The sequence below is a fragment of the Caballeronia sp. TF1N1 genome (assembly GCF_022878925.1).
Taxonomy (GTDB): domain Bacteria; phylum Pseudomonadota; class Gammaproteobacteria; order Burkholderiales; family Burkholderiaceae; genus Caballeronia.
The window spans coordinates 595653-621515 of record NZ_CP084628.1; the positions used below are offsets into that span (position 1 = coordinate 595653).

Below are 25863 nucleotides of genomic sequence, written 5' to 3' on the forward strand. Positions count from 1 at the left end.
TGCGCGAATCATCGACTCGAACGATAGGTAAAACCCATGCCCGGCGTCACCGAACGAACGCTTGCCGTCCTCGAATTCCTCGCGACGCAAATGGAAGGCACGCCGCTCGCGATGATCTCCGATCAACTCGAAATTCCACGTAGCGCGTGCCATCGGCTGCTGGTCGATCTCAAGCAGTGCGGCTACGTGCGGCAATTGCGCGAACACGGCGACTACGTGCTTACGACCAAGCTCGTCGGGCTCGGCCTCAGCTATCTGGCAACGTCGGGCATCGTCGATATCGCGCAGAGCATGCTCGACCGGCTCGCGGAAAGCTCGGGCGAACTGGTGCGGCTCGCAATCGTCGATGGCGACCGGCTGACGTGGGTCGCGAAGTCACAAGGCGCGCTCAAGGGCCTGCGCTACGACCCGGACATGGGCATGGACACGGTCTTGTCTTGCAGCGCCACCGGCCACGCCTGGATGATGACCATGAGCGACGAACGCGCGCTCGAACTCGTGACGCGGCAAGGCTTCGGCACGCCGAAGCAATACGGCCCGCGCGCGCCGACCACGGTGACGGGTTTGCTCGAATTCGTGCACGCCGCCCGCATGCGCGGCTACGCGACCATCTACGAAGTCTTCGCGCCCGGCATGACGGCCATGGCGGCGCCCGTGCAGCGGCGTGGTTATCCGGCTATCGGCGTCATCAGCATCGCCGGGCCGGCCGTGCGGCTCACCGAGAAGCGCATGGCCGCGCTCGGCTCGACGCTGCTTGCTGCCGCCGGCGAACTGGCGGCTGCGAGTCTCGCGTCACCGCTTTTCGGGCGCGTTCGGTAACGTTCGGCCGCGTTCGGCCGCGTTCGGCCGCGTGATGCTGCGGGAAATCCCCACGTTTTATTTGCGGAACATTGCATACAATGAATCCCGTTCACTTCCCGGACGGGGCCTCGATGGCTGTTATAAGCGCCGCTTTGCATACAATCACGCCCGAAATGTCTCGTCCTGGCGATGACGTCTACCTCGCCATCAAGCGCGCGCTTGCCGGCAACGAGTATGGCGCGGGCCAATATCTGCGCGAGGAACAACTCGCCAAGAGTTTGGGCGTGAGCCGCACGCCGGTGCGCGAAGCGTTGCGAAGACTCGACGCCGAAGGCTGGGTCGAAACGCGCCCGAACTACGGTGTGCGCGTCAAGGCGTGGACCCTGCAGGACGCGCGCGAAATTTTCGAGTCGCGTCTCTTGATTGAACCGTATCTCGCGGGGCGCGCCGCGCTCAAGATCGAGCCTGCCGATATCGAGCGCCTTCGCACGCTGGCGGACGCCATGCTCGCCATTACGCATCGTCCGTCCACGGCCGAATCGTGCGAGGCATGGTTCACCGCGAACGGCGAATTCCACGCCATCGTCACCGCCGCCGCGAACAACGCGCGGCTCGACCGGTCGCTCAAGTCGATGAAGGAAACGCCGCTCATTAAATGGACCTTCGACGCCTACAGCGACGAAGACCGCGAACGCAGCGCGCGTCAGCACTTCGAGATCGTGCTCGCGCTCGAACAGCGCAATGCGGCGTGGGCGGAAGCCATCACGCGCTGTCACATCATGGCCGCCGAAAAAGCCGTGCTGGACCGCCACGAGCGGGAGCATCTCAGTCTGTAGCGTTGTTGCCCCTTGCACCGTCGATAAAAAACCGTCGCACACGAAAGACATCGGAGACACGACATGCAGCCAAGTACGGTGAACGCCGGTCCGCGTCTGGACCGCCTGCCCATTTCCGGGTTCCACAAGCGCGTGCTCTGGCTGATCGGCGCGGGCATGTTCCTCGATTCCTTCGATATCTATCTCGCGGGCGGCGTACTCGGCGCGCTCTCGAAGACCGGCTGGTCGTCCATGCATCTGAACGCGGCGTTTTTATCGTCGACGTTCATCGGCATGTTGCTCGGCGCGTTCACCGCGGGCGTGCTCGGCGACGCCAAGGGCCGCAAGTTCACGTATCAGTTCAATCTCGCGGTCTTCGGGCTCGCGTCGATTGCGGGCGCGTTTGCCCCGAACATGACCTGGCTCATCGTCTGCCGGTTCTTCATGGGCCTGGGACTTGGCGCGGAGATCGTCGTCGGTTATGGATCGGTCGGCGAATTCATGCCGCCCGCCGTGCGCGGCAAATGGTCGGCGTATCTGTCGCTCATCACCAATTCGGCGCTGTTCTTTTCGACCTTCCTCGGCTATTTGATCATTCCGACCGTCGGCTGGCGCGCCATGTTCGCTATCGTCGGCGTGGGCGCGATGATCGTCTGGGTCATCCGCAAGAAGATGCCCGAGTCGCCGCGCTGGCTCGAATCGAAAGGCCGTTACGACGAAGCCGAAGCGATCCTGCGCGCCGCCGAGGAAGAGTCGGCGCGCGTGCGTCCCTTGCCGCCGATTGCCGACCTACCGCGCGCCATCACCAAGAAAACCACGCTCATCGAGCTGTTTTCGGGCGCACTGATTCGCCGCACGTTCGTTTCGATTGTCGTGCAGGTCGCGGTGAACATGGTGATCTACGGCTTCATCGTGTGGGTGCCCACGTTCCTGATGAAGCAAGGCATCGGCATGGCTTCGTCGCTCGGATACACCACGCTGATGTCGCTCGGCGGCCCGGCGGGCGCGCTCGTCGGCGTGCTGATCGCGGACAGGATCGGCCGCAAGAACGGTTTGATCGCGGTGGCCGCGCTCGCCGCGGTCATCGGCTGGTTGTACAGCCATTCGACCAGTGTCGAGATGGCGACGCTTCTCGGCTTTATCCTCTTCACGCTGACGTATCTCATGGTCGCGCTCGGCATTGCCACGTATATCCCCGAACTCTTCGCGACCGAAAACCGCATGCGCGCAAATGGCATAGCCGGATGCGCGGGCCGCATCACCGGCATTTTCGCGCCGCAGCTCGTCGTCGTGATGTACGCGACGGGCGGCATCAAGGACGTGTTGTCGATGATCATCGGCGCGTGCGTGGTGATGGCCGTCGTGCTCGCGGTATTCGGCATCGAAACGAACAAGCGCTCGCTCGAAGAGATCGCGCCGACGCTCGATACGGACGCCGACGCCGCGCTGGCGTTATCGCGCGAATCGCATCATTGACTCTGCAACGTCGAACTTCACACAAGGACACGCTATGAACACCACCAGTCAGGCCAAACGGCAGGCATTGAAGGCACGTTTCGCGCAGAAGGAAATCGTGACGGCGCCCGGCATCTTCGACATGATCTCCGCGAAGATGGCCGATTCAATGGGCTTCGATTGTCTCTACATGACGGGCTTCGGCACGGTCGCGTCCTATCTGGGCTTGCCCGATGCGGGACTCGCGACCTATACGGACATGGTGAATCGCGTCGCGGCGTTTTGCGGCGGCACGAACACGCCGATGATCTGCGATGGCGACACCGGCTACGGCGGCTTGCTGAACGTCGCGCATACGGTGCGCGGTTACGAGCAGGCGGGCGCGGCGGGCATTCAGCTCGAGGATCAGGAATTCCCGAAAAAATGCGGCCACACGCCGGGGCGCCGCGTGATTCCGCTCGAAGACATGGTGCGCAAGATCAAGGTGGCCGTCGAGAGCCGTACCGATGACGGGTTTCAGATCATCGCGCGCACGGATGCGCGTACGTCGCTCGGACTCGACGAAGCATTGCGCCGTGGCGAAGCCTATGCGAAGGCAGGCGCCGATGTATTGTTCATCGAGTCGCCGGAAAGCGTGGAGGAGCTGGAAAAGATCGGCCGCGCCTTCGATATGCCCTTGCTCGTGAACGTAGTCGAAGGCGGACGCACGCCGCAACTCGCGCCCGATGAATTGCAGAAGCTCGGCTTCTCGCTGGCGATTTATCCGGCGTCCGGCTTCCTCACGGTCGCGAAGGCTCTCAAGGATGTGTACGGCCAGATCCTCGCGAAGAAGAGCACCGAAGGCGCGAAGGACGCGATGTATCCGTTCTCGGACATGTGCGAGTTGATGGGCTTCGCGCAAGTGTGGGCGTTCGATCGCGAGCACGCGGATTGATTCGTCCGCGCACTCGAACGCGTCATGCGCCTCATGCGCGCGGCTTGAAGATGCCGTTGAGCTTGTCGCCGGGCGCGGCATCCGCGAAGCCGTCGAAGCGCCCTTCCACGAGGCCTTCCGCGGCGCGCATGACGCCGCCCCAGGCCGCGCGTGCCAGCGCGCCGCCGACGCTCACGCGCCGTACGCCCAGCGCGGCGACATCGGCAAGCGTGAACTCAGATGCCGAGCCAATCAGCAGATTGACGGGCTTCGGCGCGACGGCCGCAACCACCGCCGCAATCTGCTCGCGCGTCTTGATGCCGGGCGCGTAAAGGCAATCGGCGCCGGCTTCGGCGTAGGCCTTCAGACGCGCGATGGCATCGTCGAGGTCCGGTTTGCCCGCGAAAAAATTCTCGGCGCGGCCAATCAGCAACGTGTCGCCGCCGTTCTCGTCGATGGCGCGGCGTGCGGCCTTCATGCGCTCCACCCCGACATCGATGGCGAACAAAGGCGCGGATTCATCGCCGGTGGAATCTTCGATCGATAGTCCCGCCACGCCGGTCGCTATCGCCAGCTTCACGCTCGCTGCAATCTCTTGCGGCGTCTTGCCAAAGCCGCTTTCGAAGTCCGCGTTGACGGGAAGGTCGGTGGCATCGACCAGTTCTTTCAGATGCGCGAGAACGGCGTCGCGCTCGACCGTGTTGTCGGCGTGACCCTTGGACCAGGCGAAGCCGGAACTCGTCGTTGCGATAGCCTTGAAGCCCAGTGTTTCGAGGTATCGCGCGCTGCCGATGTCCCATGGATTGGGCAAGACGAAGCAGCCGGAATCATGAAGTGCGCGGAAGGCCGAGCGTTTTTCGGCGACGGTGCGAGGCATGAGCGTGTCTCCCTGGTTGGTCGCCCATGATCTTGCGGTTGGGGATGAAGCGCAAGGGCAAGCCCCAAGCAATGCGCTCGCTTCTTGCGCAACCGCTACGCGATCTGGCCTTCGGCCGAACCGCCCGCGGCTCTGACGGCGAGCGCGTCGCCGACATCTTCCGTATCGGCCAGCGAATCGCTCGCATCCGCCAGGCCGAGATTGCGTCGCCAACTCGCGGGCGGCGTGCCGAACTCGCGCTTGAACGCGCGATTGAACGCCGCCTCGGATTCATAACCCACTTGCTCGGCGACGGCCGCAAGCGAGCTGGTCCCGTTGCGCAATTCCTGCGCGGCAATCTGCAGACGCCAGCGCGCAAGATATTGCATAGGCGGCTGGCCGAGCAGTTGCGTGAAGCGCTGCGCCAGCGCGGAACGCGAGAGGCCTGCCTTGCGCGCGAGTTCATCGACGGTCCAGCCGTGTGCCGGCTGCGCGTGCAGCAACGCGAGCGCGCGTCCCACGAAACGATCGCTCACGCCCGCGAGCCAGCCTTTGCGATCGTCCGGCAATGCGTCGATGCAGCGCCGCACCGCTTCCACGAAAAGCAGTTCCGACAATCGCGCCAGCACGATCGCGCTGCCGACGCGACATTCGGCGGCCTCGACAGCCGCGAGTTTGAGCGATGTTTCGAGCCACGCCGATTGCGGGTCGTTGCGCATGTCGACCTTGAACAAGCGCGGCAGTGCCGCGAGCACGGGATTGGTCAGGGTATCGTCGCAAGCGAGAAAGCCGCAGATCAGACGCGTGTGCGCGCCGCCTCCGCCATAACTCAGCTTCATCACTTCGCCCGGCGACGTTTCCAGATACTTCGAGAGCATGGCGCTTGCCGACGCGGGCGTGAGTTCGAGCGAACTGCCCATCAGATGCGCTTCGCCTTGAGGCACGACAAGCAATTCACCCGCGCTCACGTGAATGGCGGAAGCGGGGTCGCCTGTAAGCGAGGCCCAGCAACTGCCTTCCGTGATGAGGTGATACGAGACGATGCGCTCGGTGCGCGGCAAAAACGTCGCGCACAAGTCGGGCGTGGCGTGGCCGAAGACGCACCAGGGTGCTGTGAATTCGCCATTTAGATAAACCGCCCCGCCGAGACGCACGAGGCGAAGCACGTCGGAAAGCGCATCCATGTAGGCGCCCATCAGTTTCGGCGTCCTGCGCAAAATATCTGGACGCGTGGTCATTCCATAAGCCGGCTCGCGTGCTGATACTAGCACTCATGCGACCTTGCAACAACGAACGCGAAACGGTTCGTCGGACGAGACGCGCATCCACGAAATCAGGAGGACGGCATGAGTCAGGCAGAGGAGTATCGCGGTCAATGTTTTTGCGGTGCAGTGCAATTCACGGTACATGGAAAACCAGAAGGCATGGGCTATTGCCATTGCGCGTCGTGCCGAAGCTGGTCGGCAAGTCCGCTCAACGCATTCACGCTCTGGAAGCCCGAGGCATTGGAAGTGACGCGCGGCGCGGATGATATCGGCACTTACAACAAGACCGAGAACAGCTATCGCAAATGGTGCAGGAACTGCGGCGGTCATCTCTTCACGGAACATCCGGGGCTCGGGCTCGTCGATGTCTTCGCCGCCAACCTGACGGACTTTCCCTACGAAGCCGGTGTGCACGTCAATTACGCCGAAACGGTGTTGCGCATGAAAGACGGCTTGCCCAAACTGAAGGACTTTCCAGCCGAATTGGGCGGCTCGGGCGTGAGCGTGGCCGAATGATCGCTAGATTGCCCGTTGCCGCGCGGGCAGTCTCGATTGCGATATCGCGGCGCCATCGGAACAGCAGCACATCATGCATGTCGCATCGCTGCCCTTGCCTTTTCAGGAGTTCGTCATGACCGCAGCCGATTCCGCTTTCTCGCCCGCCGCCGACCTCGCCGCCGTCAAGGTTCGTCAACAAGCCGCCTGGTCGACCGGCAACTACGCCGTCGTCGGCACCACGCTGCAGATCGTCGGCGAGAATCTTTGCGAAGCGCTCGACTTGCGCGCGGGCAGCCGCGTGCTCGACGTCGCCGCCGGCAATGGCAACGCGACCCTCGCCGCCGCGCGCCGCTGGTGCGATGTCACGTCGACCGATTACGTCGCCGCGCTGCTCGATGCAGGCCGCGCCCGCGCCACGGCTGAAGGGCTCGCCGTGCAGTTTCAGGAAGCGGACGCGGAAGCGCTGCCCTACGCCGACGCATCGTTCGATATCGTGATGTCCACGTTCGGCGTAATGTTCACGCCCGATCAAGCCAAGGCGGCCCGCGAACTTGCGCGCGTGTGCAAACCAGGCGGCAAGATCGGGCTCGCGAACTGGACGCCGGAGAGTTTCATCGGACAAGTGTTCAAGACGATCGGCAAATACATTGCGCCGCCAGCCGGCGTGATGTCGCCTGCGCTCTGGGGCACGAAGGCGCGGCTCGACGCGCTGTTCGACGGCAGCGCGCAGGAAATCGTCGCGACGAGTCGCGATTTCACGTTTCGGTATCGCTCGGCCGCGCATTTCATGGACGTGTTCCGCACGTATTACGGGCCGATGAACAAGGCTATCGGCGCACTCGAAGGCGAGCGTCAGGCGGCGTTTCTAGGTGAGATGATGGCGCTGATCGAGAGCCGCAATCGTTCGGGCGACGCGACGCTCGTGCTGCCAAGCGAGTATCTCGAAGTCGTGGTGACGCGGCTGTGAAAGGCTCGAAACGCCGCCGGCTTTTCGACTGCGGCTCGCGCCTGTGGTCGTCCGTCTGCCTGTTCGGCCTTCGATACGGCCACGTGCTTCTGGCGCTGCCGCTCTGCTCGTCGGTATGTTTCTTCGGATGGCGGTTCGCGTTATCGACTTTAGGGCTGGGCGTTTAGACCTGTTTCGCCGCGCTCGCGTGCGCGGCGAAACAGGTGCGGTCATCGTGTGTTATTCCGTCAGGTGCGACCCTGCGAGGCGCGAATACCGCAAAGGGCCCGATATCCATGAGACAGGCGATCACCATCAGAACCGTTGCGCGCACGCTCTTGCTGCTGCTCGCTTCGCTTCACGCGTTCGCTCAATCCTCGCGTCCGTCCGATGCGCAGATGCTCGGCATTCTGCTCGTTGCGAATCAGGCCGAGATTGCGACCGGTCAGCTTGCGTTGCGCCGGACGCAATCGCGCAGCGTGCAGAGCTTCGCGAGCCGGATGGTCTCGGAACACGGACAGGTTTATCAGGAAGGCTTGGCGCTGTTGCAAAGACTCGGCGCAGAGGCGCAGCCAAGCGGCGTAAGCGACGACCTGACACGACAAACGCGCGATGACTTGCGAACCCTCGACAACGCCGATGCCCGCGATTTCGACCTTACTTATCTGAACCGCGAAGTCTTCTTCCTGCAACAGCTCGTGAAGTCCGTGGATGGCTTCATCCGTTCGACTGCGAGCGCCGATCTCAAGACGTTGCTCGTGCGCTCGCGTCCGTCCTTCATTCTGCAACTGGATCAGGCGCACAGGCTGCAACTGGCGCTCGATCGTCCGGGCTTTTCGCATTGACAAAAAAACGCGGCGGCCCGGAAAGGCCACCGCGTTCGTCGAACACGCTTTGCAGCGATTACTTCAGGTCGAAGCGGTCTGCATTCATCACCTTCGTCCACGCCGCCACGAAGTCGCGCACGAACTTCTCCTTGCCGTCTTCGCTTGCATAGACTTCGGCGAGCGCGCGCAGTTGCGCATGCGAACCGAAGATGAGGTCGACGCGCGTTCCCGTCCACTTCACCGCGCCGGTCTTGCGATCGGCGCCTTCGAACGCGTCACGCGCTTCCGTGATCGGCGTCCACTCCGTTTCCATATCGAGCAAGTTGCGGAAGAAGTCGTTGGTCAGCGTCTCCGGCTTGTCCGTGAACACGCCGTGCGTCTCGGTCCCGGCGCGCACGTTCAAGACGCGCAAGCCACCGACGAGCGCGGTCATTTCAGGCGCGGTCAGGTTCAGCAACTGCGCCTTGTCGATCAGCAACGCTTCCGCCGGCACGCCGTACTTCTGCTTGAGATAGTTGCGAAAGCCATCGGCGGCGGGTTCGAGCATGCCGACCGATTCCAGGTCCGTCTGATCCTGCGACGCATCCATGCGGCCCGGCTTGAACGGCACGCTCACCTCGTGCCCCGCCTTGTCCGCGGCCTGCTCGATAGCCACGCCGCCCGCAAGCACGATCAGATCGGCAATCGACACTTTCTTGCCGCCCGACTGCGCGCCGTTGAACTCGCCCTGAATGCCTTCGAGCGCCTTCAGCACCTTCGCCAGTTGCGCCGGCTGATTGACTGCCCAGTCTTTTTGCGGCGCGAGACGAATACGCGCACCGTTCGCGCCGCCGCGCTTGTCCGAGCCACGGAACGTCGAAGCCGATGCCCACGCGGTCGTCACCAGTTCCCCGACCGATAACCCTGCCGACGCGATTTTCTGCTTCAACGCGGCCACATCCTGCTCGTCGATCACGGGATGATCGAGCGCGGGAATCGGGTCCTGCCAGACGAACTCTTCCTGCGGCACTTCCGGCCCGAGATAGCGCGCACGCGGTCCCATGTCGCGGTGCGTGAGCTTGAACCACGCCTGCGCGAAGGCATCGGCGAACTCTTGCGGGTTGTCCTTGAAGCGGCGCGAGATCTTCTCGTAAGCCGGATCGAAGCGCAGCGACAAGTCCGTGGTCAGCATGGTGGGCCGCAGCTTTTTCGACGCATCGTGCGCGTGCGGAATGGTCTCTGCCGAATCTTTGGCGATCCACTGATTCGCGCCCGCCGGGCTCTTGGTGAGTTCCCATTCGTGGCCGAAAAGGTTCTCGAAGAAGCCGTTGCCCCATTGCGTCGGCGTCGAGGTCCAGGTGACTTCGAGACCGCTCGTGATGGTGTCCGCGCCACGGCCCGTGCCGAACGTGCTGTTCCAGCCGAGGCCCATGGTTTCAAGTTCCGCGCCTTCCGGCTCCGCGCCCACGTTATCCGACGGACCCGCGCCGTGCGTCTTCCCGAAGGTGTGGCCACCCGCGATCAGCGCGACGGTTTCTTCGTCGTTCATGGCCATGCGGCCGAAGGTATCGCGAATATCATGCGCTGCCGCAAGCGGATCGGGGTTGCCATCCGGGCCTTCCGGGTTGACGTAGATCAGGCCCATCTGCACCGCGCCAAGCGGATTTTCCAGATCGCGCCCGCCATCCGTGCGGCTTTGTTCGATGCCGTGCATTTGCGCATCGGCGGTGATCACGCCTTCATCGTCGTCCTTGCCGGCCGCGCCCTTGCCGTAGCGGACATCGCCGCCGAGCCAGGTTTTTTCGTTGCCCCAGTAGACGTCCTGGTCCGGCTCCCACGTATCTTCGCGACCGCCCGCGAAACCGAGCGTCTTGAAGCCCATGGTTTCGAGCGCGACGTTGCCGGTGAGAATCAGCAGGTCAGCCCACGAGATTTTCTGACCGTATTTCTGCTTGATCGGCCAAAGAAGGCGTCGTGCCTTGTCGAGACTGACATTGTCCGGCCAGCTATTGAGCGGCGCGAAACGTTGCTGACCGCGCCCGCCGCCTCCGCGTCCATCGCCGGTGCGATACGTGCCCGCGCTATGCCATGCCATGCGGATGAAAAGCGGACCGTAGTGGCCGAAGTCGGCGGGCCACCACTCCTGCGAGTCGGTCATGAGCGCGGCGAGATCTTGCTTGACTGCCGCGAGATCGAGACTCTTGAAAGCTTCCGCGTAATTGAAGTTGCTGTCGAGCGGATTGGACTTGTTCGAATGCTGACTGAGCAGGTCCACGCGCAACTGTTTTGGCCACCAGTCACGGTTCGTCGTGCCACCGCCAGCGGTGTGATTGAACGGACACTTCGATTCGTTTGACATGCGTTACCTCCTTGGGGGACTTGCCTCTGCTTGCTTGTTTTACATGGCGCCGACGCGTGGTCCCGTGTGGACGAAGAAAGCGCCGGCTGTGTCGATGGGTCCGACCTTGGATTCAGGTTGCCGCCGATCATTCGTTGGCGTCACGCGTCTGACATGGTGCGTCGCACAAGCATTGTGTCGATGACAGCCGGCGGCTTCCAACAATATATGTGAGAGCCGTCGGCAGATGAAATGCATTTGTGGCAATGCCGCCGATAGAACGCCCCTATAAGAATAGCGAGGCTCGCGAGAATTTGCAGGTGGAGTGTGAGCGACGGTCCGACACCCTGGCGTTACGTCAAGTCGTCCATTCGGGAAATAGGCAGCAAGTCGGCGACGTTGGACCATTTGACAACACACTTAGGCGTTGTCAAAATATCCAACACCAAAGCGGTTTTGATTGAGGATGAGCGACTCGAATTCGCGGGATCGGGGTTCGCGGAAATCGTCTTGTGGCACGTTCCCGTGCGCGTGCAAGGGTGTACTCATTTCTATAAATATCGGTTCGCTTATGTGGCGGCAAGCACATGCGTTCTTCGCTATGACAACGAACGCGGCAAGGGCGATCATCGGCACTTTGCCGGCGTCGAGTCGCCCTACGAATTTTCTACGCCTCAGCAGTTGTATGCAGACTTCTGGGCCGATGTAGCAATCTGGAACAGATGGAGGGCAAGATGAAGAAAACCGCAACTATCCGCATTTCTTCACTCGAAGAACTCACCGAGCGCTTCAATGCGGCAGTAGAGAATGGCAAACCCCTCCACGGCCGCAACTTCTCCTACGCCACGCCCGAGCTCCTCTTTCGCACCTTCACCACGCCGCGCTGGCGCATCATTCGCGTGATGACGGGCGCGGGGCCGATGTCCATCCGCGAGCTGGCCCGCCGGCTCGAGCGCGATGTGAAGGGCGTGCATCGCGATGTGCAAGCGCTTTTGCAAGCCGGCCTCATGGAAAACGATGCGAACGGCGCGATTATCTTTCCCTACGACACCGTGCACGTGAATTTCAAACTGAAGGCGGCCGACTTATCGCCGTTGGCGAGCGAGCACGAGTCGGCAGCCGCGTCTGTTGTCGAAGATCGCGCGGCCTTGCCTCAACGTACGCCGAGTACGCCCCGTACGCCACGCACATCACCCGCACCACGCGTATCACGCAAGCGCGCCGCAAGCGCACGACCGGCGGGTAATCGCTAGCCACCTAACTCCAGTCGTCCATGTCGTGCTTGATGCTGTGCCGATTTGCAATGAGCGTCTCAACGCTGGGCTCGTTATTCATCGCACGCTGAATGGCGAGCTTGGTCGCTTCGTAATTCGTGCGATACATGTCTTTCTTGTCGAGGTTCGCGTCGGTGGCGCAGCGCGGGTCGATCCACACGAGGCTGATGATGCACAGATCGTTGGCCTGATCCTTCGGCAAGATGCCTTCGATCAAGCAATCGACCACTGCGTCCGCCGTCGCGGATTGCACCACGCCGCCGAACAGGTCGATATTCGCCATGTCCTTGAGCGTGACCTTCGGGACGATGATCGTCGCCGGACGCACCAACTGGTTGCACGCGCGGATGGCGAACATGGCGGTATGCCCTTTCGACTGCGCCATCATGTTGGCGAAGGCGTGACCGACCGGCCCATCCACGCGGCCGATCAGGATTTCGGGCATTGCATCGGTGGCTTGTCCGGGGGCGGCAAAAACGGTGGCCTCGCCGGCGCGAAACGTCAGGTCCAGACTCATGGTGTCTCCTTGCAGGGCTCGAAGTGGTCGAAGGAGAACAGCCAACGCAAGGACGATGCCAGAACAGATCCGGAGCCCGAGGCGCTTTACCGATCGACGATCACGCGCTGGCTGTACCAAAACAGTAACCGCTCAGCGTGACACTTTGTCCATCTCGCGACAAGCGCGACCTGCTCAGAACGTCGACAACGTCAACGTGTTCTGCACGGACTTCACGCCCGGCACGCCTTCCGCGATATGCGTCGCCAGGTCGACCTGCGCCGTCTCCGGCACCCATCCTTCCAGTACTACGGCGCCGTTATTCGCTCGCACGGTGATGCCGCTTGCGCGCAAGCCTTTCGCTTTCTCGAGCGCATTGAGCACTCGCCGCACGAGCGCGCGGTCCGCGGCTTTCGACGATGACGCCGCCGCGCCCGTTACCGCCGAAGCCATTGTCACGCTTGCGGGCGACGCAAATTTCGCGGCGCCGCCCTGCGCGAACGCACACACCGATGCCATGCCGACACATGCGAGCGCCGCTGCCGTCGCGCGCACTCCAATTCGAATCAGAACCATGACCACCTCTCATGTGAAAACCAGCGCTTACTCAGAACCGATGCGTCATGCCCGCCGCGACCAGCGTTTCCGTTGCATTGAGCCCGTTCGGCGAGATGCCCGGCCAGCCCGCCGTCGACGTGCCGTTGTTCTTGAGAAAGCCCGCGCGCCCGTAGAACGCCGTGCGCTTGGAAATGCTGTGATCGAAGCCCGCTTGCACGAGCCACGCGTTGTCGTGCACGCCACGCGCGACGCGCTGCATGGCCGCGATCTCGATGGTGTCGGCGGGCGTTGCCTGGATCGTCGCGCCTGCTTCCATCGTGCTGAATGGATGCCCGGCGTTCAGACGCGCGGCAAGCGAACCCGCGGGCGTATCCTTCGGGCGGTGATAGGCGTAGTTGAACTGGAAGTTCACCGGCCCGACGCGATAGGCAAGCGCGCCCGTGAAGTGCTCCGTGCCGAGCGTCGGCAGCGTGGCGGGCAGGCCCGGCATGGTCTTCGAACCCGGATGCTGATTCTGGTAAGCGACGCCCGCGTAGAGGCCGTGCCCCGCGTAACTCGCGGCGATGTCGAGCATGTTGCCGGTAGTCAGCGGGTACGGCTGCGCGACACTCGCCGCGAGCGCGTACATGCCCCGCAGCTCGACACCTCCCATGTTCTGGGTCTTGTAGACGATGGCGTTGCTCGAACGCCCGCCAGCCGTTTGCGTGGCGAGCGTATTGCGATCGACAGTCGTCGAGGCGGCGGCGAGCGGCGAGAGCGCTTCGTTGGCACGGAACGGGTCCGACGGATAGAGCAGCCAGAAGGTCGGCTGGTACTGACGCCCGACTTGCAGCGAACCGTACTTTTCGTGCGTCAGGGCAACCCAGGCCTGTCGATAAAACATGGCGGACGAGTCCACCTGCGACGTGCCGTTGTTGACGTTGAAGCCGCCTTCGAGCGTGAATACCGCCTTCAATCCGCCGCCCAGATCTTCGCTGCCTTTGAAGCCGAGCAGCGAGGCGCTATTGCCGCCGCTTCTGAGCGACCACGATTGCTGCCCGCCATTGGCGAGAAACTGGAAAAACGTGTCCGCCACGCCATACAACGTGACGCTGGACTGCGCGGCCGCGCTTCCTGCTGTCAGCCCGAGTATGGCGGCGCATAGCCCTTTGCTGCTGAAGCGCATGCATGTCTCCTGGTTATATCCTGCCGATTCGCGGCGAAACATCGCGATCGGGCGATGACCGCCATTGCAGCCACGTCATCGCCCTTCGCAGCCAGTGTTGCAGCGGCGCGCGGCAAGGCGACCCCCCTTGCAGGGTGGGGGATGGGATAACCCCGATTATTCAGTATGTCTTATTATCGAGATGCATCGCGATTTGAGCGCAACGCGCGATTCCGCTATCCTGTTGCAACCGATACCAAAACGCCCCGCCGATGCTCACCCTCGACTCCCGCGACACCGCCATGCTGCAGGGCGCTTTCGGCGCCGGCCCCGCGCTTGCCATGCGCATCGTCGCTGCGACGGCGCGTGTCATGAACGCCAGCGCGCTCATCGACGTCACCTGCGCGCATATCGACGGCTGTCTGTATCACGGCGCGGCGAGTCTCGACTTCGTGGAACGTTTCGTCGCGAGCGGCGCGAAAATCGCGGTGCCGACCACGCTCAATGTCGGCTCGCTCGATCTGATTCACCCGGAGCTGTATCGCGGAGATTCGGCAACGGCCAACGCGGCGAAGCGCCTGATGAACGCGCATCTCGAACTCGGCTGCGAGGCGAGCTTCACGTGCGCGCCGTATCAGTTGAAGCGTCGGCCGCGGCTCGGCGATCAGATCGCGTGGGCGGAATCGAATGCCATCGTGTTCGCCAATTCCGTGCTCGGCGCGCGCACCAGCCGTTACGGCGACTTTCTGGATCTCGCGGCGGCCATTACCGGCCGCGTGCCGCATGCGGGCTTGCATGTCACGGAGAATCGCGCGGCGCGGGTGGTGATCGAAGCGCCGGACTTGAACGCGTCGTCACATCGCGACGCCGACTTCGCCACGCTCGGTTTTCTGCTGGGCGGCGAAGCGGGCGCCACGGTCGCGGCCATCACCGGTCTGCCCGGCGACACCAGCGAAGACGAACTCAAGGCGCTCGGCGCGGCGGCGGCATCCAGCGGTTCGGTGGCGCTCTTTCATGCGGTCGGCATCACGCCCGAAGCGCCGACGCTCGATGCCGCGCTGCAAGGCCGCAGGCCCGAACGGACCGTCCGCGTGAGCGCCGCCGATCTCGCCGCCATCCGCCGCCGCTGGAATCAGGCCCGACCCGGCGCTCCGCTCGCCGCCGTGAGCCTCGGCACGCCGCATTTTTCCGTCGATGAGTTCCGCGCGCTCTCGTCGCTCTTCGATCGCTACAAAGGCGCCATGCGTTGCGACTTCTACGTGAATACGAGCCGCTACGTGCTCTGGCAACTGGAAGACGACGGCATGGCGGAGCGGCTGGCCGCGCGTGGCGTGCAGATCGTCGTGGACACCTGCACGTACATCACGCCGGTAATGAAGCAGATCACCGGTCTCGTCATGACCAATTCGGGCAAGTGGGCGCATTACGCGCCCGCGAATATCGGCGTGACGGTGGCCTTTGGCAGCATGAACGAATGCGTACGCTCGGCGTTCGAAGGAAAGGTGTGTATCGATGAAGCCAACTGATTCCTTGAGCGCCACCGTGCTCGTTCCGGGCCAGGCGCGTGGCCTTTCCATAGCCCTTGCGCCGCTCAGTTTCTGGGGCGGCTACGACGCAGAACGCGGCGTCATCGTCGACAAGACGCATGCGGGTTGCGGCCAAAGTCTCACCGCGCGCGTGCTGGTCATGCCGCGTGCGCGCGGGTCGAGTTCGAGCAGCAGCGTGCTTGCCGAGGCCTTGCGCAATGGCATGGGGCCGTGCGGCATCGTGCTTGGCGAGCGCGATCTGATTCTGTCCATTGGCGCAATCACGGCCAACGAGCTGTACGGGCTGAACGTGCCCGTCGTCATGGTCGATGAACCCGCGCTCGCCACGCTAGGCAAAGGCGAATTCATGCTCGAGATCGACGCACCGGATCACGAAGACCCAACGCGCGAGGCATGCATTCGCGTCACCGCGCCATGATCGCCTCGACCACCGCGACAATCTGCTGCGCCGCGATCTTCACATGCTGTTCGAGCAGCTTCGCGCCGAGTTTCGCATCGCGCTTGCGGCATGCGGCGACCATCGCCATGTGCTCGTCGTGCGACTGCTGACGGATCGGCACCTGCTTCACCTGAAACCGGAAATAGCGGTCGCTGCGGTCGTGCAGCACGCGCAACATCTGCAGCGTGATATCGCGGTGCGCAGGCACGTAGAGCGTTTCGTGAAAGCGCCAGTTGAGTTGCCCCCACATGCCGGATTCCGCGCCGTCCATCTCCGTGACGAGATTTTCGGCCCGGGCAATTTCGCCTTCGGTGATATGCGGAATGGCTTGCGAAAACAGCCACGGCTCCAGACGCAAGCGAATCTCGAACGTCTCCTGCACTTCCTCGATCGACAACTCCGCCACGTACGCGCCTTTGTGCGGCACGTTGGTCAAAAGGCCCTCACCCGTCAGACGCGTGATCGCTTCGCGAATCGGCACGCGGCTCACGCCGAGCTCATCCGCGAGCGCTTCCTGCCGCAGCGCTTCTCCGGGCGCGAGATCGCCGCTCAGAATACGCTGCCGGATAGCGGTCGTGACGAGTTCGACCGTGGTCGTGCGCACGATCTTGCGGGTGGCGTCGCTCGCGGCGGCGGGTCTTGATTTCGGCGCGGCCAATGGCATGGCGTGGGTCTTCTTGGTTTCTGCTGCGGACATTCGGCGCGGGAATCGTAGCACGCGGCCTAGAGTAGGTTCTCGCGCACCCACGCGCCGTTTTTCATCACGCCGGAGACGCGCTCCCCTTGCCCCGTCAAGACGCGAATGTCCTTGAGCGGATCGCCGTCGACGACGAGCAAATCCGCGTACGCGCCCGCCGCGATCACGCCGAGCTTGCCCTGCATGTTGAGGATGTCCGCGCCCACGGCAGTGGCCTGGCGAATGGCTTCGAACGAGCCGACGATATCCGCGCGTATCGACAGTTCGTCGCTCTGATACTCATGCATCTCGCCCAATAGATCCGTGCCGAGGCCCATTTTCACGCCGCGCTCGTGCAGCAGTTCGAGCGCCTTCAACCCTTGCACGCGCACCGCTTCGTTCTTTTCGAGCGACAAGGCCGAAATGCCGATCTGCGCGCCGACGCGGTTCATCGCGTCATAGACGACGAGCGTCGGCACCGCGAACGCGCCGTGTTCGGCCATGACATCGGCGGCTTCTTCATCGATGAGATTGCCGTGCTCGATGGTCCGCACTCCGAGCTTCACCACGCGCGCGATGGCTTTCGGCGTGTACGCATGCGCCATCACGTAGGTCTGATGCGACGCGGCTTCCTCGACGGCGGCCTTCACTTCATCGACGGAGAATTGCAGATTGCCGATAGGGTCCGTCGGCGATGCCACGCCACCCGACGCCATGATCTTGATGTGATGCGCCCCGGCGCGCATCTCTTCGCGCACGGCCTTGCGCATGGCATCGACGCCATCGACCACGCGGCCGATCGCGCCCATGTTGCGGCTGCAACCGCACGGGTCCGGGTCGGAGTTGTCGAAACGCTCGCGGAAGTCTCCATGACCGCCGGTTTGCGACAGCGCCTTGCCCGCGACGAACAAGCGCGGTCCCGCGATCACGTCTTCCTCGATTGCGCGCGACAACGCGTAATCCGCGCCGCCCGCGTCGCGCACGGAGGTGAAGCCGCGATTCAACATGCCCGCGAGAATGGGCACGGCGCGCAGTACGGCGAACGTGTTCGGCAAACGGCTGTTGTTGCCGAGATGCGCCACCGATGCAATGACATGCACATGGCAATCGATCAGGCCGGGCATCACCGTCTTGCCGCCGACATCGATCACTTGCGCGCCGCTCGCCTCTACCGGCTCGCGCGTGACTTCGCGGATGGTGTCGCCATCGATCACGACGGAATAGCGGCCGTCGTCGCGTTCGTGCTCGGCGTCCAGCACGCGTGCGTTCTTCAGAATCAGCATGACGTTATGCTCCTTTTCACTTCAGCAGGAATCCGTGGGCCAGGGGATCGCGGTCATCGACGAAGAGAGTGTTGTGGCCCGTGATGCGCGCCCAGCCTTCGATGGTCGGCACGATCGCGTCGTACTCGCCGACTCGCGCGGCCGATACCGGCACGCCTTCGAACAGCGTCCCGATGATGCTTTCATGCACGAAACGCTCGCCTATCTTCAAGCGCCCTTTCGCGACGAGTTGCGCCATGCGTGCCGAGGTTCCGGTGCCGCACGGCGAACGGTCGATGGCCTTGTCGCCGTAGAACACCGCGTTGCGCGCGCTCGCGCCTTCGACTGTCGGCGCACCGGTCCACATGACGTGGCTGAGGCCGCGAATCTGCTCGCTTTCCGGGTGCACGAAGCTGTACTTCTCGTTGGCCTTCTGCCGCAGCAGCGGGCTCAGGCGCTGAATGTCCGATGGCTTGAGCGCGTGCAGACCTCCGAAGTTGCGCTGCGGCTCGACGATCGCATAAAAATTGCCGCCATAAGCAACATCGAAACGAATCTCGCCTAAGCCTTCCACTTCGACGGAAAGGTCCTGCGAATGCAGATACGAAGGCACGTTGACGAGTTGCACCGAATCCACGTGTTCGCCGTTGACGCGATAACGCGCGATGACCACGCCCGCTGGCGTATCGAGCCGCAAGACGCCCGGCTCGCGCGGCCGCACGAGACCGTTTTCGATCGCCGTCGTCACCGTGCCGATGGTGCCGTGTCCGCACATCGGCAGACAGCCGCTGACTTCGATGAAGAGAATGGCGAGATCGCAGTCGTCGCGCGTCGGCGGATAGAGAATGCTGCCGGACATGACTTCGTGGCCGCGCGGCTCGAACATGAGCGCGGTGCGAATCCAGTCGAACTCGCGCAGAAAATGCGCGCGCCGCTCGATCATGTTCGCGCCGGCAAGCGGCGGCGCGCCGCCCGCGACGACGCGCACGGGGTTGCCGCACGTATGACCGTCGATACAGAAGAACGTGGACTTCACATTAGTGCTCCGTTCATTGAGCGAGCGCACGCACGTTGGCGAGCGCCTTCTCGACGATCGCGATGGTGCGCTGCCGCTCCTCGCCTTCGAGCACGAGACGCGGCGCCTTCACGTATTCCGGATAACCCGCCGTGATGTTTTCGGCGAGCTTGATGTATTGCACGAGCTTCACGTGCGTGTCCAGATGGAACAGGTCGATCAATGCCCGATACAGCGCACGCGCCTTGTCGTATTCGCCATTCACGGCGAGCTTGAGCAGTTCGACGGATTCGCGCGGCACCGCGTTGGCCATGCCCGATACCCAGCCCTTGACGCCGAGCGCGACCGATTCCAGCACGAGATCGTCCACGCCGCAGAACACGGTGAAGCGGTCGCCGAAGCGCGCATAGAGATCGGTGACGCGTGTCGTATCGTAGGTTTCTTCCTTGATCGCGACGACGTTGGCTTCGTCCTTCAGTTGTTCGAGCAAGTCGGGCCGCATGTCCACGCCATAACCGCGCGGATTGTTGTAGATCATGAGGCCGAGCTTCGTCGAGCGCGCAATCGACCGATAGTATTCGACGGTTTCTCTATCGTCCGAGCGATAAGTGAGGCCCGGAAACACCATCAGCCCTTGCACGCCGATGGCTTCCGCATCCTTTGCGAACTGCATGGCGTTGGCCGTGTTCAGTTCGGCGAGACCGGAGATCACGGGCACGCGGCCGTTCACCGTTTCGACCGCGAGCTTGAGCACCGTGCGCTTTTCCTCGGGCGTGAGTTGCGCGTTCTCGCCGACCATGCCCATCATCACGACGCCGCCCACGCCGTTGTCGAGCAGACGATTCAGCCCGCTCACGATGGCCTCCTGATCGAGCGCGCCGGTAGCGGTGAGTTTGGTCGTGACCGCGGGGAAAACGCCTTGCCAGTTGACTTGCATCTCTTCTCTCCTGTCGTTTGGTCAGTGCTGAAAACGTGCGATGGAATAAGGTTCGAGGGGCACGCGCGGCATGCGCTCGCCGAGCACATCGGCGACGAGCGCGGCCGTGGTCGCCGATTGCGTCAGACCGAGATGGCCGTGTCCGAACGCATAGACCACGGACGGCGCGCGTGGCGATACGCCGATTACCGGCAGCGAATCCGGCGTGGACGGGCGATGCCCCATCCAGTTGACCGCGTCCGTTTCGTCGATGTCGGGCAGAAAGCGCCGGCCGAGCGCGAGCAACGCCTCGCTGCGCCGATAGTTCGGCGGCGCGGCGAGCCCCGCGAATTCCGCCGCCCCGCCGATGCGCAAACCGATATCCAGCGGCGTCGCGACGAACTTGCGTTCCGCGAAGATCACTTCGCGCGACAACGCAATGCCGTGCCTGGGCAGCGTCGCGTTATAGCCGCGTTCGCTGTCGAGCAACACGCGGTCGCCGACAGACTTCGCAAGCGTCGCCGACCACGCGCCCGCCGCCACGACGATGCGGCGGCCGAAGACGCGGGCGCCGTCGTCGAGCAGAACGCCATCGGCGGGTTCGAGCGCGCGCGCGACGCCGGTCACGAAGCGCGCCCCCAACGCCATCACGCGTTCGCGCAGCAAAGTGACGAGCCGGCGCGGATCGCCGATATGCGACCAGTCGTCGAGAAACACGCCATGCCGGAACACCGGCGCAAGCGCTGGCTCGGCGGCGCGTACTTCATCCTGATTCAGCGTATGCCAGCGCACGCCGAGTTCGCGCTTGAGCGCCCATTCGGGCTGATCGGCGGCGAAGGCCGCATCGGTCTCATAGACGGTAAGCGCGCCGCGTCGATACAGCATCGCGGTGGCGCCGATATCGTCGAACATCGGCAAGATGTCTTCGTACACGCGATTGTTGAGCCGCGAAAGCGCACGCGAGATGGCGTCGAACCGCGCGGGTTCCGCCGCGCGCCGAAACGCCATGAACCACGGCAGCGCGCTTGGCACGTGTTTCCAGTCGAGCGCGAGGGGCCCGAGCGGGTCCATTAGCCACTTGGCCGCTTGCGTGAACATGCCGTGCACGGCAATCGGCGTGTTCTCCGACACGGCGATACCGCCCGCGTTGCCGTGCGACGTGCGGTCGCCTTCGAAGTCGCGATCGATCAACGTCACGCTCGCGCCTTCGCAGAGCAGCGCCCACGCGCACGACAAACCAACGACGCCCGCGCCGACCACGATTACATCCGCTATTTCCTGCCGCGGCTGGCTCATGGCTTCGCGCGCGATTTGATGAGCTTGTCGTCGACGGCTTCGAGCCACGTGTCCGACAACGTGAAGCCCGTCTGATAGCGGTCGGTCGGATCCACGCCCACTTGCGATATCGCGCTGATCCACGCCTGTCCCGCGACCACGGGCACGACTGCGGGCACATCGCCGAGTTGCGTCAGCGAATCGATACGGCTTTCGAAGCGCGAGCCGATGATCGATTCATGCACGAAGCGCTCGCCCGCTTCGATCAGCCCTTTCGCGTGCATCACCGCGAGCCGCGCCGATGTGCCGGTGCCGCATGGCGAGCGGTCGCAGCGTCCGGGAGAGACGATCACGGTATTGCGCGAGGTCAGGACGCCGTTTTCGCGCCGCAAGGGCATGACGAATTCGGTCTGCGTGATGCCCTTGATGTTCGGGTTCAGCGGATGCGGCGATGGCAATTGCTCGGCCGCGGCGGCCTTGATCGTTTGCCCGAGCTCGCATAGTTGGCGCGCTTCGTCGGGCGTGATGGCAAAGCCGAGCTTTTGCGCATCGACGATGACATAGGTCATGCCGCCGTAGCCGACATCGACTGTCAGCGTGCCGACGCCTTCGACCTCGATCGTCTTGTCCAGATGGTTCGCGAAGGCCGGTTGATTGGTGAACTCGACTTGCGTCACCTTGCCGTTTTCGCAGCGGCAGCGCACGTGAATGAGACCGGCGGGCGCTTCGAGCACGAGTTCGGTGACGGGCTCGGTCATCGGCAGGATGCCGGTTTCGAGCAGCACGGTGGCCACGCAGATCGTGTTGGAACCGGACATCGCCGGATATTCGGTCGATTCCGCGATCACGTAGCCCATCTGCGCGCGCGGATCGGTCGGCGGCAATAGAAAGTTCACGCTCTGGTTGGCCGAACCGCGCGGCTCGAAAATGCAGATGCGGCGCAGGTCGTCGCGCACTTCTTCGAGATGCATCATCTTGTCGAACATGGTGGCGCCGGGCACGTCGAAGACGCCGCCCGTCACCACGTTGCCCACTTCGCCTTCGGCGTGGCAATTGACTACCGTGAGAGTTCTGCTCCAGCGCATGCGAAAGTCCTCATTGCAACGGTTGATGCGCCGTTTCCCGGATCGTCGCGACCGTGATCGTCGAGAGCAGCGCCGCGAGCATCACGAAGTACGCAGGCGAGACAGGCGAACCGGTGGCCTTGATGAGCGAGATCGAAATGACCGGCGCGAAGCCGCCGAACACCGCATTGGCGATGCCGTAGCCGATCGACATCCATGTCGTGCGGATCTTCGTCGGAAAGAGTTCGGAGAGCACGGCGGGGCCGACGCCCGAGAAGATGCCGATCAGCACGCCGCCCAGCACCTGCACGAGACCGACGACCAGCGCGGACTTGTATTCGAGCATCAAGTGAAAAATAGGATAAGGCAGGATCAGGAACGCGACGCAGCCGATAGCGTAGATCGGTTTGCGTCCGACGCGGTCCGACAACGCGCCCCAGAACGGAATGGATGCCGTCATCACAAAGAGCCCCGCCGTATTGAGCCAAAGCGCCGCCGACGAACTCATGCCCGCGTATTTCTGCGTGAACGACGGCAGATAGTTGAGCAACGTGTAGAGCGAGACCGTCCAAACGATCACGAGCCCGCAAGCCTGCAAGCCGAGCAGCGCGGGCGCGCGATGCGGCGGCGGCGCGACATCGCTTGCCTGCGCGAAGGCGGGCGTCTCTTCGCTGCGTTTGCGGATGATCCAGCCGATCGGCCCGATCACCACCGCGCCGATGATGAACGGCACGCGCCAGCCCCAGTCGAGCATGGCTTGCGAGGACAGCGTCGAGGTCATCAACGCGGCCGCGCCGGAGCCGAGCAGCGTACCGCCTAGCGTGCTGCATTGCTGGAAGCTGCCGTAGAAGCCGCGGCGGTTTTGCGGCGCCCATTCGACCAGAAACGCAACCGCGTTACCAAGCTCGCCGCCGACCGAAAGGCCTTGCAGCATGCGCGCGGCGATGAGCAGGATCGGCGCGTAGATGCCGATCGACGCATACGAAGGGATCAGCGCCATGAAGAGCGTGGCGGCGGCCATGAGCGGCATGACGAAGGTGAGCGTCCACTTACGGCCTTTTTTGTCGCCGAGCCATCCGAAGATGATCGCGCCGAGCGGACGCGCCGCGAAGCCGAGACCAAACGCGCCGAAGGTGCCGAGCATGGCGGCGAACTCGTCGCCGGCCGGAAACATGACCTTGGCGATGACGGTGGCGAGAAACGCGTATGTCCCGAAGTCGAACCATTCGAGCACGTTGCCGACGACAGCGGCGGTGACGGCGCGACTGGTTTGCGTTCTGGATGGTGCTCGGGCGGTGTCGCTGGTGGCGTATGCGCCGGCGACGGTCTGCGCTTGGTCGGTCATGGTGGCTCCCGGGGCTGTCGGTTCGAAGGCGAAACGGGATGCGGCTTGAGGGGCATTCTGAACCAGAAAATTTTCTGAATCAAGGATTTTGGATCCAATATAAAAGAACGATCGATCCTTTAACGCCAGCGCGCTCGCCCATTCCTCAGGCATATCTGATTCAAAGTGTTGTTGCGGCTTGCGGAACCTTTACTTCGCGCGTCCAATGCCCGGGGTTGTCGGGGGCGTTCATCGACAAACCATAGCTTGGCATTACTTAGAATAACGAGATAGAGAAAAATGAAACCCATTTTTGGGGATGGCAACGCGAAGCCTTTTCACCTCGCGACAGACGACACGCGCGGCGATGCATCGCCGTCATCGGCGCCGGTCCTGCGTGACGCGGCCAAGACGGTTCGCGAAGCCTCGGCCGAACTACTCACGGACGATCAGATCGACCAGCTTGGCGCCACGGCTGGCGAGCGCGTCGCCAGCCTTTCGCAGCGTCTTCTGTCCGAGGCGCGTGCCTCCGACGCCGACCACTTTGGCGAGTTGCTCAACAACCTGATCGTGACCGCCAAGGGCCTCGACCCTGCTTCCATCCAAAAACGCGGCCTGGCCGGGAAACTAGTGTCGATGTTCAGATCGACCCGGGAACAGTTGCTCGCCCAGTTCGATTCAGTGGAGAAGCGCATCGGTACGCTCGTCGTCGAACTGGAGGCCACGGCGAGCCGGCAGAACCGCGATATCGCGGAACTGGATCAGATGTACGCGGACAACTACGAAACGTTCCGCCAGTTCGAAGCGGCCAAGGCGCATGGCGAGGCTTCGCTCGAGTCGTACCGCGTGGCGCTTGCGCAAGAGCCTCAAGCCGGCGACGCGTTCGCCGCGCAACGCATGATGGACACGCGTCGCCGCGCAAACGCACTGGCGCAAAAAATCGACGACTTGAGCCGCGCCATGCTGATGGCCGAACAACTCGCGCCGCAGATCCGCATGGAGCAGGATCACAAGCGAACGCTCATCTCCAAGTTCGGCACGGCGAAAACCGTGTTGATTCCCGCGTGGACCAACGCGTTCTCGCTCTACATCAAGCAACTGAGTTCGAAGAAGGCGGCCGACCTAGCCAACGCCACGTTCGATGCCGCCGACATGGCGCTACGCGCGCAGGCCGACCAACTGCATGCCAACGCCGGCGCGGTGACGAGACTGGCGGAGCGTCCCGTCATCGCGACCGAAACCTTCGAATACACGCAGCAGAAGTTGTTCGCCGCGCTCGATGAAATGGCAAAGATCATCGACGAAGGCCAACGCAAACGCAAAGCCGACGAACCGCGGCTGCGCAAGCTCGAGCAGGATCTCATCGCCCGGTTCAACGACCGTAACCACTAAAAGAAAAATCTCGCATGTCCATCATCAACCTCAAGAAACCGGCCCTCGCTGCGCGCGCCGACAGCGTTTCGATCATCCTGAGCAAGCGTAGCCTGCCGCGTCCGCCCGTCGTGCGAGTAGCGGCGGCGCTGGACATCTCGGGTTCAGCGAAGGGTCTGTACGAATCCGGGATCATCCAGGAAACGCATGACCGCATGCTTGGCATCGCCATGAAGTTCGATGACAACGGCGAAATCGATACCTGGACCTTCACTGACACCTTCGACCGCCTGCCAACGGCGACGCCCGAAAACTATGGCGCCTATATCACCGAAGAGGTGATGAAGAATGCGTCGGTGCGCAAGTGGGGCGCGACGGAATACGCGCCCGTGATGACGGATATCGTCAATTTCTTCTTCGCGGCGGCAGCGCCCGATGCGAACGACAAGCCTGGCTTTTTCCGCCGGCTTTTCGGCGCGCCGCAGAACGACGTCACCGTCGCCAATGCCGCACCCGCCAACAACATGCCCGTGTGGGTCCTGTTCGTGACGGATGGACAGAACCCTGCTTTCGACCGCGCGCGCGTCTGGAAGCTGCTGCGCGAGACGCAGAAGTTCCCGATCTACTGGTCGCTCATCGGCGTGGGTAATCCCGACGAATTCGCCTTCCTCGAAGAAGTCGCCGAGCAATTGCCGAATGCAGGCTTCCTGCATCTCGAATCGCTCGACATCTCCGATCAGGCGATCTACGAGCAACTCATTACCGAGGAATTCTGTGACTGGGTGCGCGGTAAGTAAGCGATTCATCCC

At 63.0% G+C, this 25863-nt stretch carries 26 protein-coding genes; 13 read left to right on the forward strand and 13 right to left on the reverse strand.

Features of this window, described 5'->3' with window-relative positions:
* Positions 1-36: 36 nt before the first annotated feature.
* From LDZ28_RS23435 to LDZ28_RS23450, 4 genes are all read left to right on the forward strand, one after another.
* Positions 37-819, forward strand: coding sequence for an IclR family transcriptional regulator (locus tag LDZ28_RS23435; protein WP_244830993.1), 783 nt, complete (start codon positions 37-39; stop codon positions 817-819).
* A gap of 113 nt (positions 820-932) precedes the next feature.
* Entirely contained in the window at positions 933-1637 is a 705-nt protein-coding gene (locus LDZ28_RS23440; protein ID WP_244830994.1) for a GntR family transcriptional regulator, read from the forward strand.
* 63 nt (positions 1638-1700) lie between these two features.
* Complete coding sequence (locus LDZ28_RS23445) at positions 1701-3092, forward strand: MFS transporter (protein ID WP_244830995.1); 1392 nt, start codon at positions 1701-1703, stop codon at positions 3090-3092.
* A 34-nt stretch (positions 3093-3126) separates the two neighbouring features.
* Positions 3127-4005 (forward strand): oxaloacetate decarboxylase, encoded by an 879-nt coding sequence (locus tag LDZ28_RS23450; protein WP_244829758.1) that lies wholly within the window; start codon positions 3127-3129, stop codon positions 4003-4005.
* Between the two features lie 31 nt (positions 4006-4036).
* On the opposite strand, the gene LDZ28_RS23455 is transcribed toward LDZ28_RS23450, so the two are convergent.
* Positions 4037-4861, reverse strand: coding sequence for an oxaloacetate decarboxylase (locus tag LDZ28_RS23455; RefSeq protein ID WP_244829760.1), 825 nt, complete (start codon positions 4859-4861; stop codon positions 4037-4039).
* A 95-nt stretch (positions 4862-4956) separates the two neighbouring features.
* Positions 4957-6024: an AraC family transcriptional regulator gene (locus LDZ28_RS23460; protein ID WP_244831017.1), complete on the reverse strand. Its 1068-nt coding sequence runs from the start codon at positions 6022-6024 to the stop codon at positions 4957-4959.
* A 162-nt stretch (positions 6025-6186) separates the two neighbouring features.
* Between LDZ28_RS23460 and LDZ28_RS23465 the strand changes: the two genes are divergently transcribed.
* From LDZ28_RS23465 to LDZ28_RS23475, 3 genes are all read left to right on the forward strand, one after another.
* Positions 6187-6621, forward strand: coding sequence for a GFA family protein (locus LDZ28_RS23465; RefSeq protein WP_244829762.1), 435 nt, complete (start codon positions 6187-6189; stop codon positions 6619-6621).
* A gap of 115 nt (positions 6622-6736) precedes the next feature.
* Complete coding sequence (locus LDZ28_RS23470) at positions 6737-7570, forward strand: class I SAM-dependent methyltransferase (RefSeq protein ID WP_244829764.1); 834 nt, start codon at positions 6737-6739, stop codon at positions 7568-7570.
* A gap of 275 nt (positions 7571-7845) precedes the next feature.
* On the forward strand, positions 7846-8394 hold the full coding sequence (locus tag LDZ28_RS23475) for a DUF4142 domain-containing protein (protein ID WP_244829766.1): 549 nt from the start codon (positions 7846-7848) through the stop codon (positions 8392-8394).
* 58 nt (positions 8395-8452) lie between these two features.
* Here the strand turns inward: LDZ28_RS23475 and katG are convergent, their stop codons facing one another.
* Positions 8453-10714, reverse strand: a complete 2262-nt coding sequence (gene katG, locus LDZ28_RS23480; RefSeq protein ID WP_244829768.1) for a catalase/peroxidase HPI — start codon at positions 10712-10714, stop codon at positions 8453-8455.
* 306 nt (positions 10715-11020) lie between these two features.
* On the opposite strand from katG, the gene LDZ28_RS32730 reads away from it, so the two are divergent.
* Both LDZ28_RS32730 and LDZ28_RS23490 read left to right on the forward strand, forming a co-directional pair.
* Positions 11021-11431: a DUF6516 family protein gene (locus LDZ28_RS32730; RefSeq protein ID WP_255784655.1), complete on the forward strand. Its 411-nt coding sequence runs from the start codon at positions 11021-11023 to the stop codon at positions 11429-11431.
* Positions 11428-11946, forward strand: coding sequence for a transcriptional regulator (locus LDZ28_RS23490; RefSeq protein ID WP_244829770.1), 519 nt, complete (start codon positions 11428-11430; stop codon positions 11944-11946). The genes LDZ28_RS32730 and LDZ28_RS23490 overlap by 4 nt, the downstream gene beginning before the upstream one ends.
* 4 nt (positions 11947-11950) lie before the next feature.
* On the opposite strand, the gene fae is transcribed toward LDZ28_RS23490, so the two are convergent.
* From fae to LDZ28_RS23505, 3 genes are all read right to left on the reverse strand, one after another.
* A complete protein-coding gene (fae, locus tag LDZ28_RS23495) occupies positions 11951-12484 on the reverse strand; it encodes a formaldehyde-activating enzyme (RefSeq protein ID WP_244829773.1) in 534 nt (177 codons plus the stop codon).
* Between the two features lie 174 nt (positions 12485-12658).
* Positions 12659-13039: a BON domain-containing protein gene (locus LDZ28_RS23500; RefSeq protein WP_244829774.1), complete on the reverse strand. Its 381-nt coding sequence runs from the start codon at positions 13037-13039 to the stop codon at positions 12659-12661.
* 31 nt (positions 13040-13070) lie between these two features.
* Positions 13071-14186, reverse strand: a complete 1116-nt coding sequence (locus LDZ28_RS23505) for a porin (RefSeq protein WP_244829776.1) — start codon at positions 14184-14186, stop codon at positions 13071-13073.
* A 251-nt stretch (positions 14187-14437) separates the two neighbouring features.
* On the opposite strand from LDZ28_RS23505, the gene LDZ28_RS23510 reads away from it, so the two are divergent.
* Both LDZ28_RS23510 and LDZ28_RS23515 read left to right on the forward strand, forming a co-directional pair.
* Positions 14438-15691, forward strand: coding sequence for an aconitase X catalytic domain-containing protein (locus LDZ28_RS23510; RefSeq protein ID WP_244829778.1), 1254 nt, complete (start codon positions 14438-14440; stop codon positions 15689-15691).
* Positions 15678-16130 carry an aconitase X swivel domain-containing protein gene (locus tag LDZ28_RS23515; RefSeq protein WP_244829779.1) on the forward strand — a complete coding sequence of 151 codons (453 nt, stop codon included), beginning with the start codon at positions 15678-15680 and terminating at the stop codon, positions 16128-16130. The genes LDZ28_RS23510 and LDZ28_RS23515 overlap by 14 nt, the downstream gene beginning before the upstream one ends.
* On the opposite strand, the gene LDZ28_RS23520 is transcribed toward LDZ28_RS23515, so the two are convergent.
* From LDZ28_RS23520 to LDZ28_RS23550, 7 genes are read right to left on the reverse strand one after another with little or no spacing between them, the layout of a single operon-like run.
* Complete coding sequence (locus LDZ28_RS23520; protein ID WP_244831019.1) at positions 16117-16815, reverse strand: GntR family transcriptional regulator; 699 nt, start codon at positions 16813-16815, stop codon at positions 16117-16119. The two genes, LDZ28_RS23515 and LDZ28_RS23520, sit on opposite strands and share 14 nt — an antisense overlap.
* Positions 16816-16874: 59 nt before the next feature.
* The gene (locus LDZ28_RS23525; RefSeq protein ID WP_244829780.1) at positions 16875-18110 is read right to left on the reverse strand and encodes an amidohydrolase family protein; all 1236 of its coding nucleotides are present in this window, start codon (positions 18108-18110) and stop codon (positions 16875-16877) included.
* 16 nt (positions 18111-18126) lie between these two features.
* Positions 18127-19125, reverse strand: a complete 999-nt coding sequence (locus tag LDZ28_RS23530) for a 4-hydroxyproline epimerase (RefSeq protein WP_244829781.1) — start codon at positions 19123-19125, stop codon at positions 18127-18129.
* 13 nt (positions 19126-19138) lie between these two features.
* Positions 19139-20041 (reverse strand): dihydrodipicolinate synthase family protein, encoded by a 903-nt coding sequence (locus LDZ28_RS23535; protein WP_244829782.1) that lies wholly within the window; start codon positions 20039-20041, stop codon positions 19139-19141.
* A gap of 21 nt (positions 20042-20062) precedes the next feature.
* The gene (locus LDZ28_RS23540; protein ID WP_244829785.1) at positions 20063-21316 is read right to left on the reverse strand and encodes an FAD-binding oxidoreductase; all 1254 of its coding nucleotides are present in this window, start codon (positions 21314-21316) and stop codon (positions 20063-20065) included.
* Positions 21313-22380: a proline racemase family protein gene (locus LDZ28_RS23545; RefSeq protein ID WP_244829787.1), complete on the reverse strand. Its 1068-nt coding sequence runs from the start codon at positions 22378-22380 to the stop codon at positions 21313-21315. Before LDZ28_RS23545 ends, LDZ28_RS23540 begins: the two co-directional genes overlap by 4 nt.
* 10 nt (positions 22381-22390) lie before the next feature.
* The gene (locus tag LDZ28_RS23550) at positions 22391-23704 is read right to left on the reverse strand and encodes an MFS transporter (protein WP_244829790.1); all 1314 of its coding nucleotides are present in this window, start codon (positions 23702-23704) and stop codon (positions 22391-22393) included.
* Positions 23705-23983: 279 nt separating this feature from the next.
* On the opposite strand from LDZ28_RS23550, the gene LDZ28_RS23555 reads away from it, so the two are divergent.
* Positions 23984-25075, forward strand: a complete 1092-nt coding sequence (locus tag LDZ28_RS23555) for a toxic anion resistance protein (RefSeq protein WP_244829791.1) — start codon at positions 23984-23986, stop codon at positions 25073-25075.
* Positions 25076-25089: 14 nt separating this feature from the next.
* The gene (locus LDZ28_RS23560) at positions 25090-25851 is read left to right on the forward strand and encodes a VWA domain-containing protein (protein WP_244829792.1); all 762 of its coding nucleotides are present in this window, start codon (positions 25090-25092) and stop codon (positions 25849-25851) included.
* Positions 25852-25863: the final 12 nt, after the last annotated feature.

What these genes read in the sequence shown, in the direction of transcription:
- LDZ28_RS23435 (WP_244830993.1), top strand. Translation starts at nt 37, where the DNA reads ATGCCCGGCGTCACCGAACGAACGCTTGCCGTCCTCGAATTCCTCGCG.
- LDZ28_RS23440 (WP_244830994.1), top strand. Translation starts at nt 933, where the DNA reads ATGGCTGTTATAAGCGCCGCTTTGCATACAATCACGCCCGAAATGTCT.
- LDZ28_RS23445 (WP_244830995.1), top strand. Translation starts at nt 1,701, where the DNA reads ATGCAGCCAAGTACGGTGAACGCCGGTCCGCGTCTGGACCGCCTGCCC.
- LDZ28_RS23450 (WP_244829758.1), top strand. Translation starts at nt 3,127, where the DNA reads ATGAACACCACCAGTCAGGCCAAACGGCAGGCATTGAAGGCACGTTTC.
- LDZ28_RS23455 (WP_244829760.1), bottom strand. Translation starts at nt 4,861, where the DNA reads ATGCCTCGCACCGTCGCCGAAAAACGCTCGGCCTTCCGCGCACTTCAT.
- LDZ28_RS23460 (WP_244831017.1), bottom strand. Translation starts at nt 6,024, where the DNA reads ATGGATGCGCTTTCCGACGTGCTTCGCCTCGTGCGTCTCGGCGGGGCG.
- LDZ28_RS23465 (WP_244829762.1), top strand. Translation starts at nt 6,187, where the DNA reads ATGAGTCAGGCAGAGGAGTATCGCGGTCAATGTTTTTGCGGTGCAGTG.
- LDZ28_RS23470 (WP_244829764.1), top strand. Translation starts at nt 6,737, where the DNA reads ATGACCGCAGCCGATTCCGCTTTCTCGCCCGCCGCCGACCTCGCCGCC.
- LDZ28_RS23475 (WP_244829766.1), top strand. Translation starts at nt 7,846, where the DNA reads ATGAGACAGGCGATCACCATCAGAACCGTTGCGCGCACGCTCTTGCTG.
- katG (WP_244829768.1), bottom strand. Translation starts at nt 10,714, where the DNA reads ATGTCAAACGAATCGAAGTGTCCGTTCAATCACACCGCTGGCGGTGGC.
- LDZ28_RS23490 (WP_244829770.1), top strand. Translation starts at nt 11,428, where the DNA reads ATGAAGAAAACCGCAACTATCCGCATTTCTTCACTCGAAGAACTCACC.
- fae (WP_244829773.1), bottom strand. Translation starts at nt 12,484, where the DNA reads ATGAGTCTGGACCTGACGTTTCGCGCCGGCGAGGCCACCGTTTTTGCC.
- LDZ28_RS23500 (WP_244829774.1), bottom strand. Translation starts at nt 13,039, where the DNA reads ATGGTTCTGATTCGAATTGGAGTGCGCGCGACGGCAGCGGCGCTCGCA.
- LDZ28_RS23505 (WP_244829776.1), bottom strand. Translation starts at nt 14,186, where the DNA reads ATGCGCTTCAGCAGCAAAGGGCTATGCGCCGCCATACTCGGGCTGACA.
- LDZ28_RS23510 (WP_244829778.1), top strand. Translation starts at nt 14,438, where the DNA reads ATGCTCACCCTCGACTCCCGCGACACCGCCATGCTGCAGGGCGCTTTC.
- LDZ28_RS23515 (WP_244829779.1), top strand. Translation starts at nt 15,678, where the DNA reads ATGAAGCCAACTGATTCCTTGAGCGCCACCGTGCTCGTTCCGGGCCAG.
- LDZ28_RS23520 (WP_244831019.1), bottom strand. Translation starts at nt 16,815, where the DNA reads ATGCCATTGGCCGCGCCGAAATCAAGACCCGCCGCCGCGAGCGACGCC.
- LDZ28_RS23525 (WP_244829780.1), bottom strand. Translation starts at nt 18,110, where the DNA reads ATGCTGATTCTGAAGAACGCACGCGTGCTGGACGCCGAGCACGAACGC.
- LDZ28_RS23535 (WP_244829782.1), bottom strand. Translation starts at nt 20,041, where the DNA reads ATGCAAGTCAACTGGCAAGGCGTTTTCCCCGCGGTCACGACCAAACTC.
- LDZ28_RS23540 (WP_244829785.1), bottom strand. Translation starts at nt 21,316, where the DNA reads ATGAGCCAGCCGCGGCAGGAAATAGCGGATGTAATCGTGGTCGGCGCG.
- LDZ28_RS23545 (WP_244829787.1), bottom strand. Translation starts at nt 22,380, where the DNA reads ATGCGCTGGAGCAGAACTCTCACGGTAGTCAATTGCCACGCCGAAGGC.
- LDZ28_RS23550 (WP_244829790.1), bottom strand. Translation starts at nt 23,704, where the DNA reads ATGACCGACCAAGCGCAGACCGTCGCCGGCGCATACGCCACCAGCGAC.
- LDZ28_RS23555 (WP_244829791.1), top strand. Translation starts at nt 23,984, where the DNA reads ATGAAACCCATTTTTGGGGATGGCAACGCGAAGCCTTTTCACCTCGCG.
- LDZ28_RS23560 (WP_244829792.1), top strand. Translation starts at nt 25,090, where the DNA reads ATGTCCATCATCAACCTCAAGAAACCGGCCCTCGCTGCGCGCGCCGAC.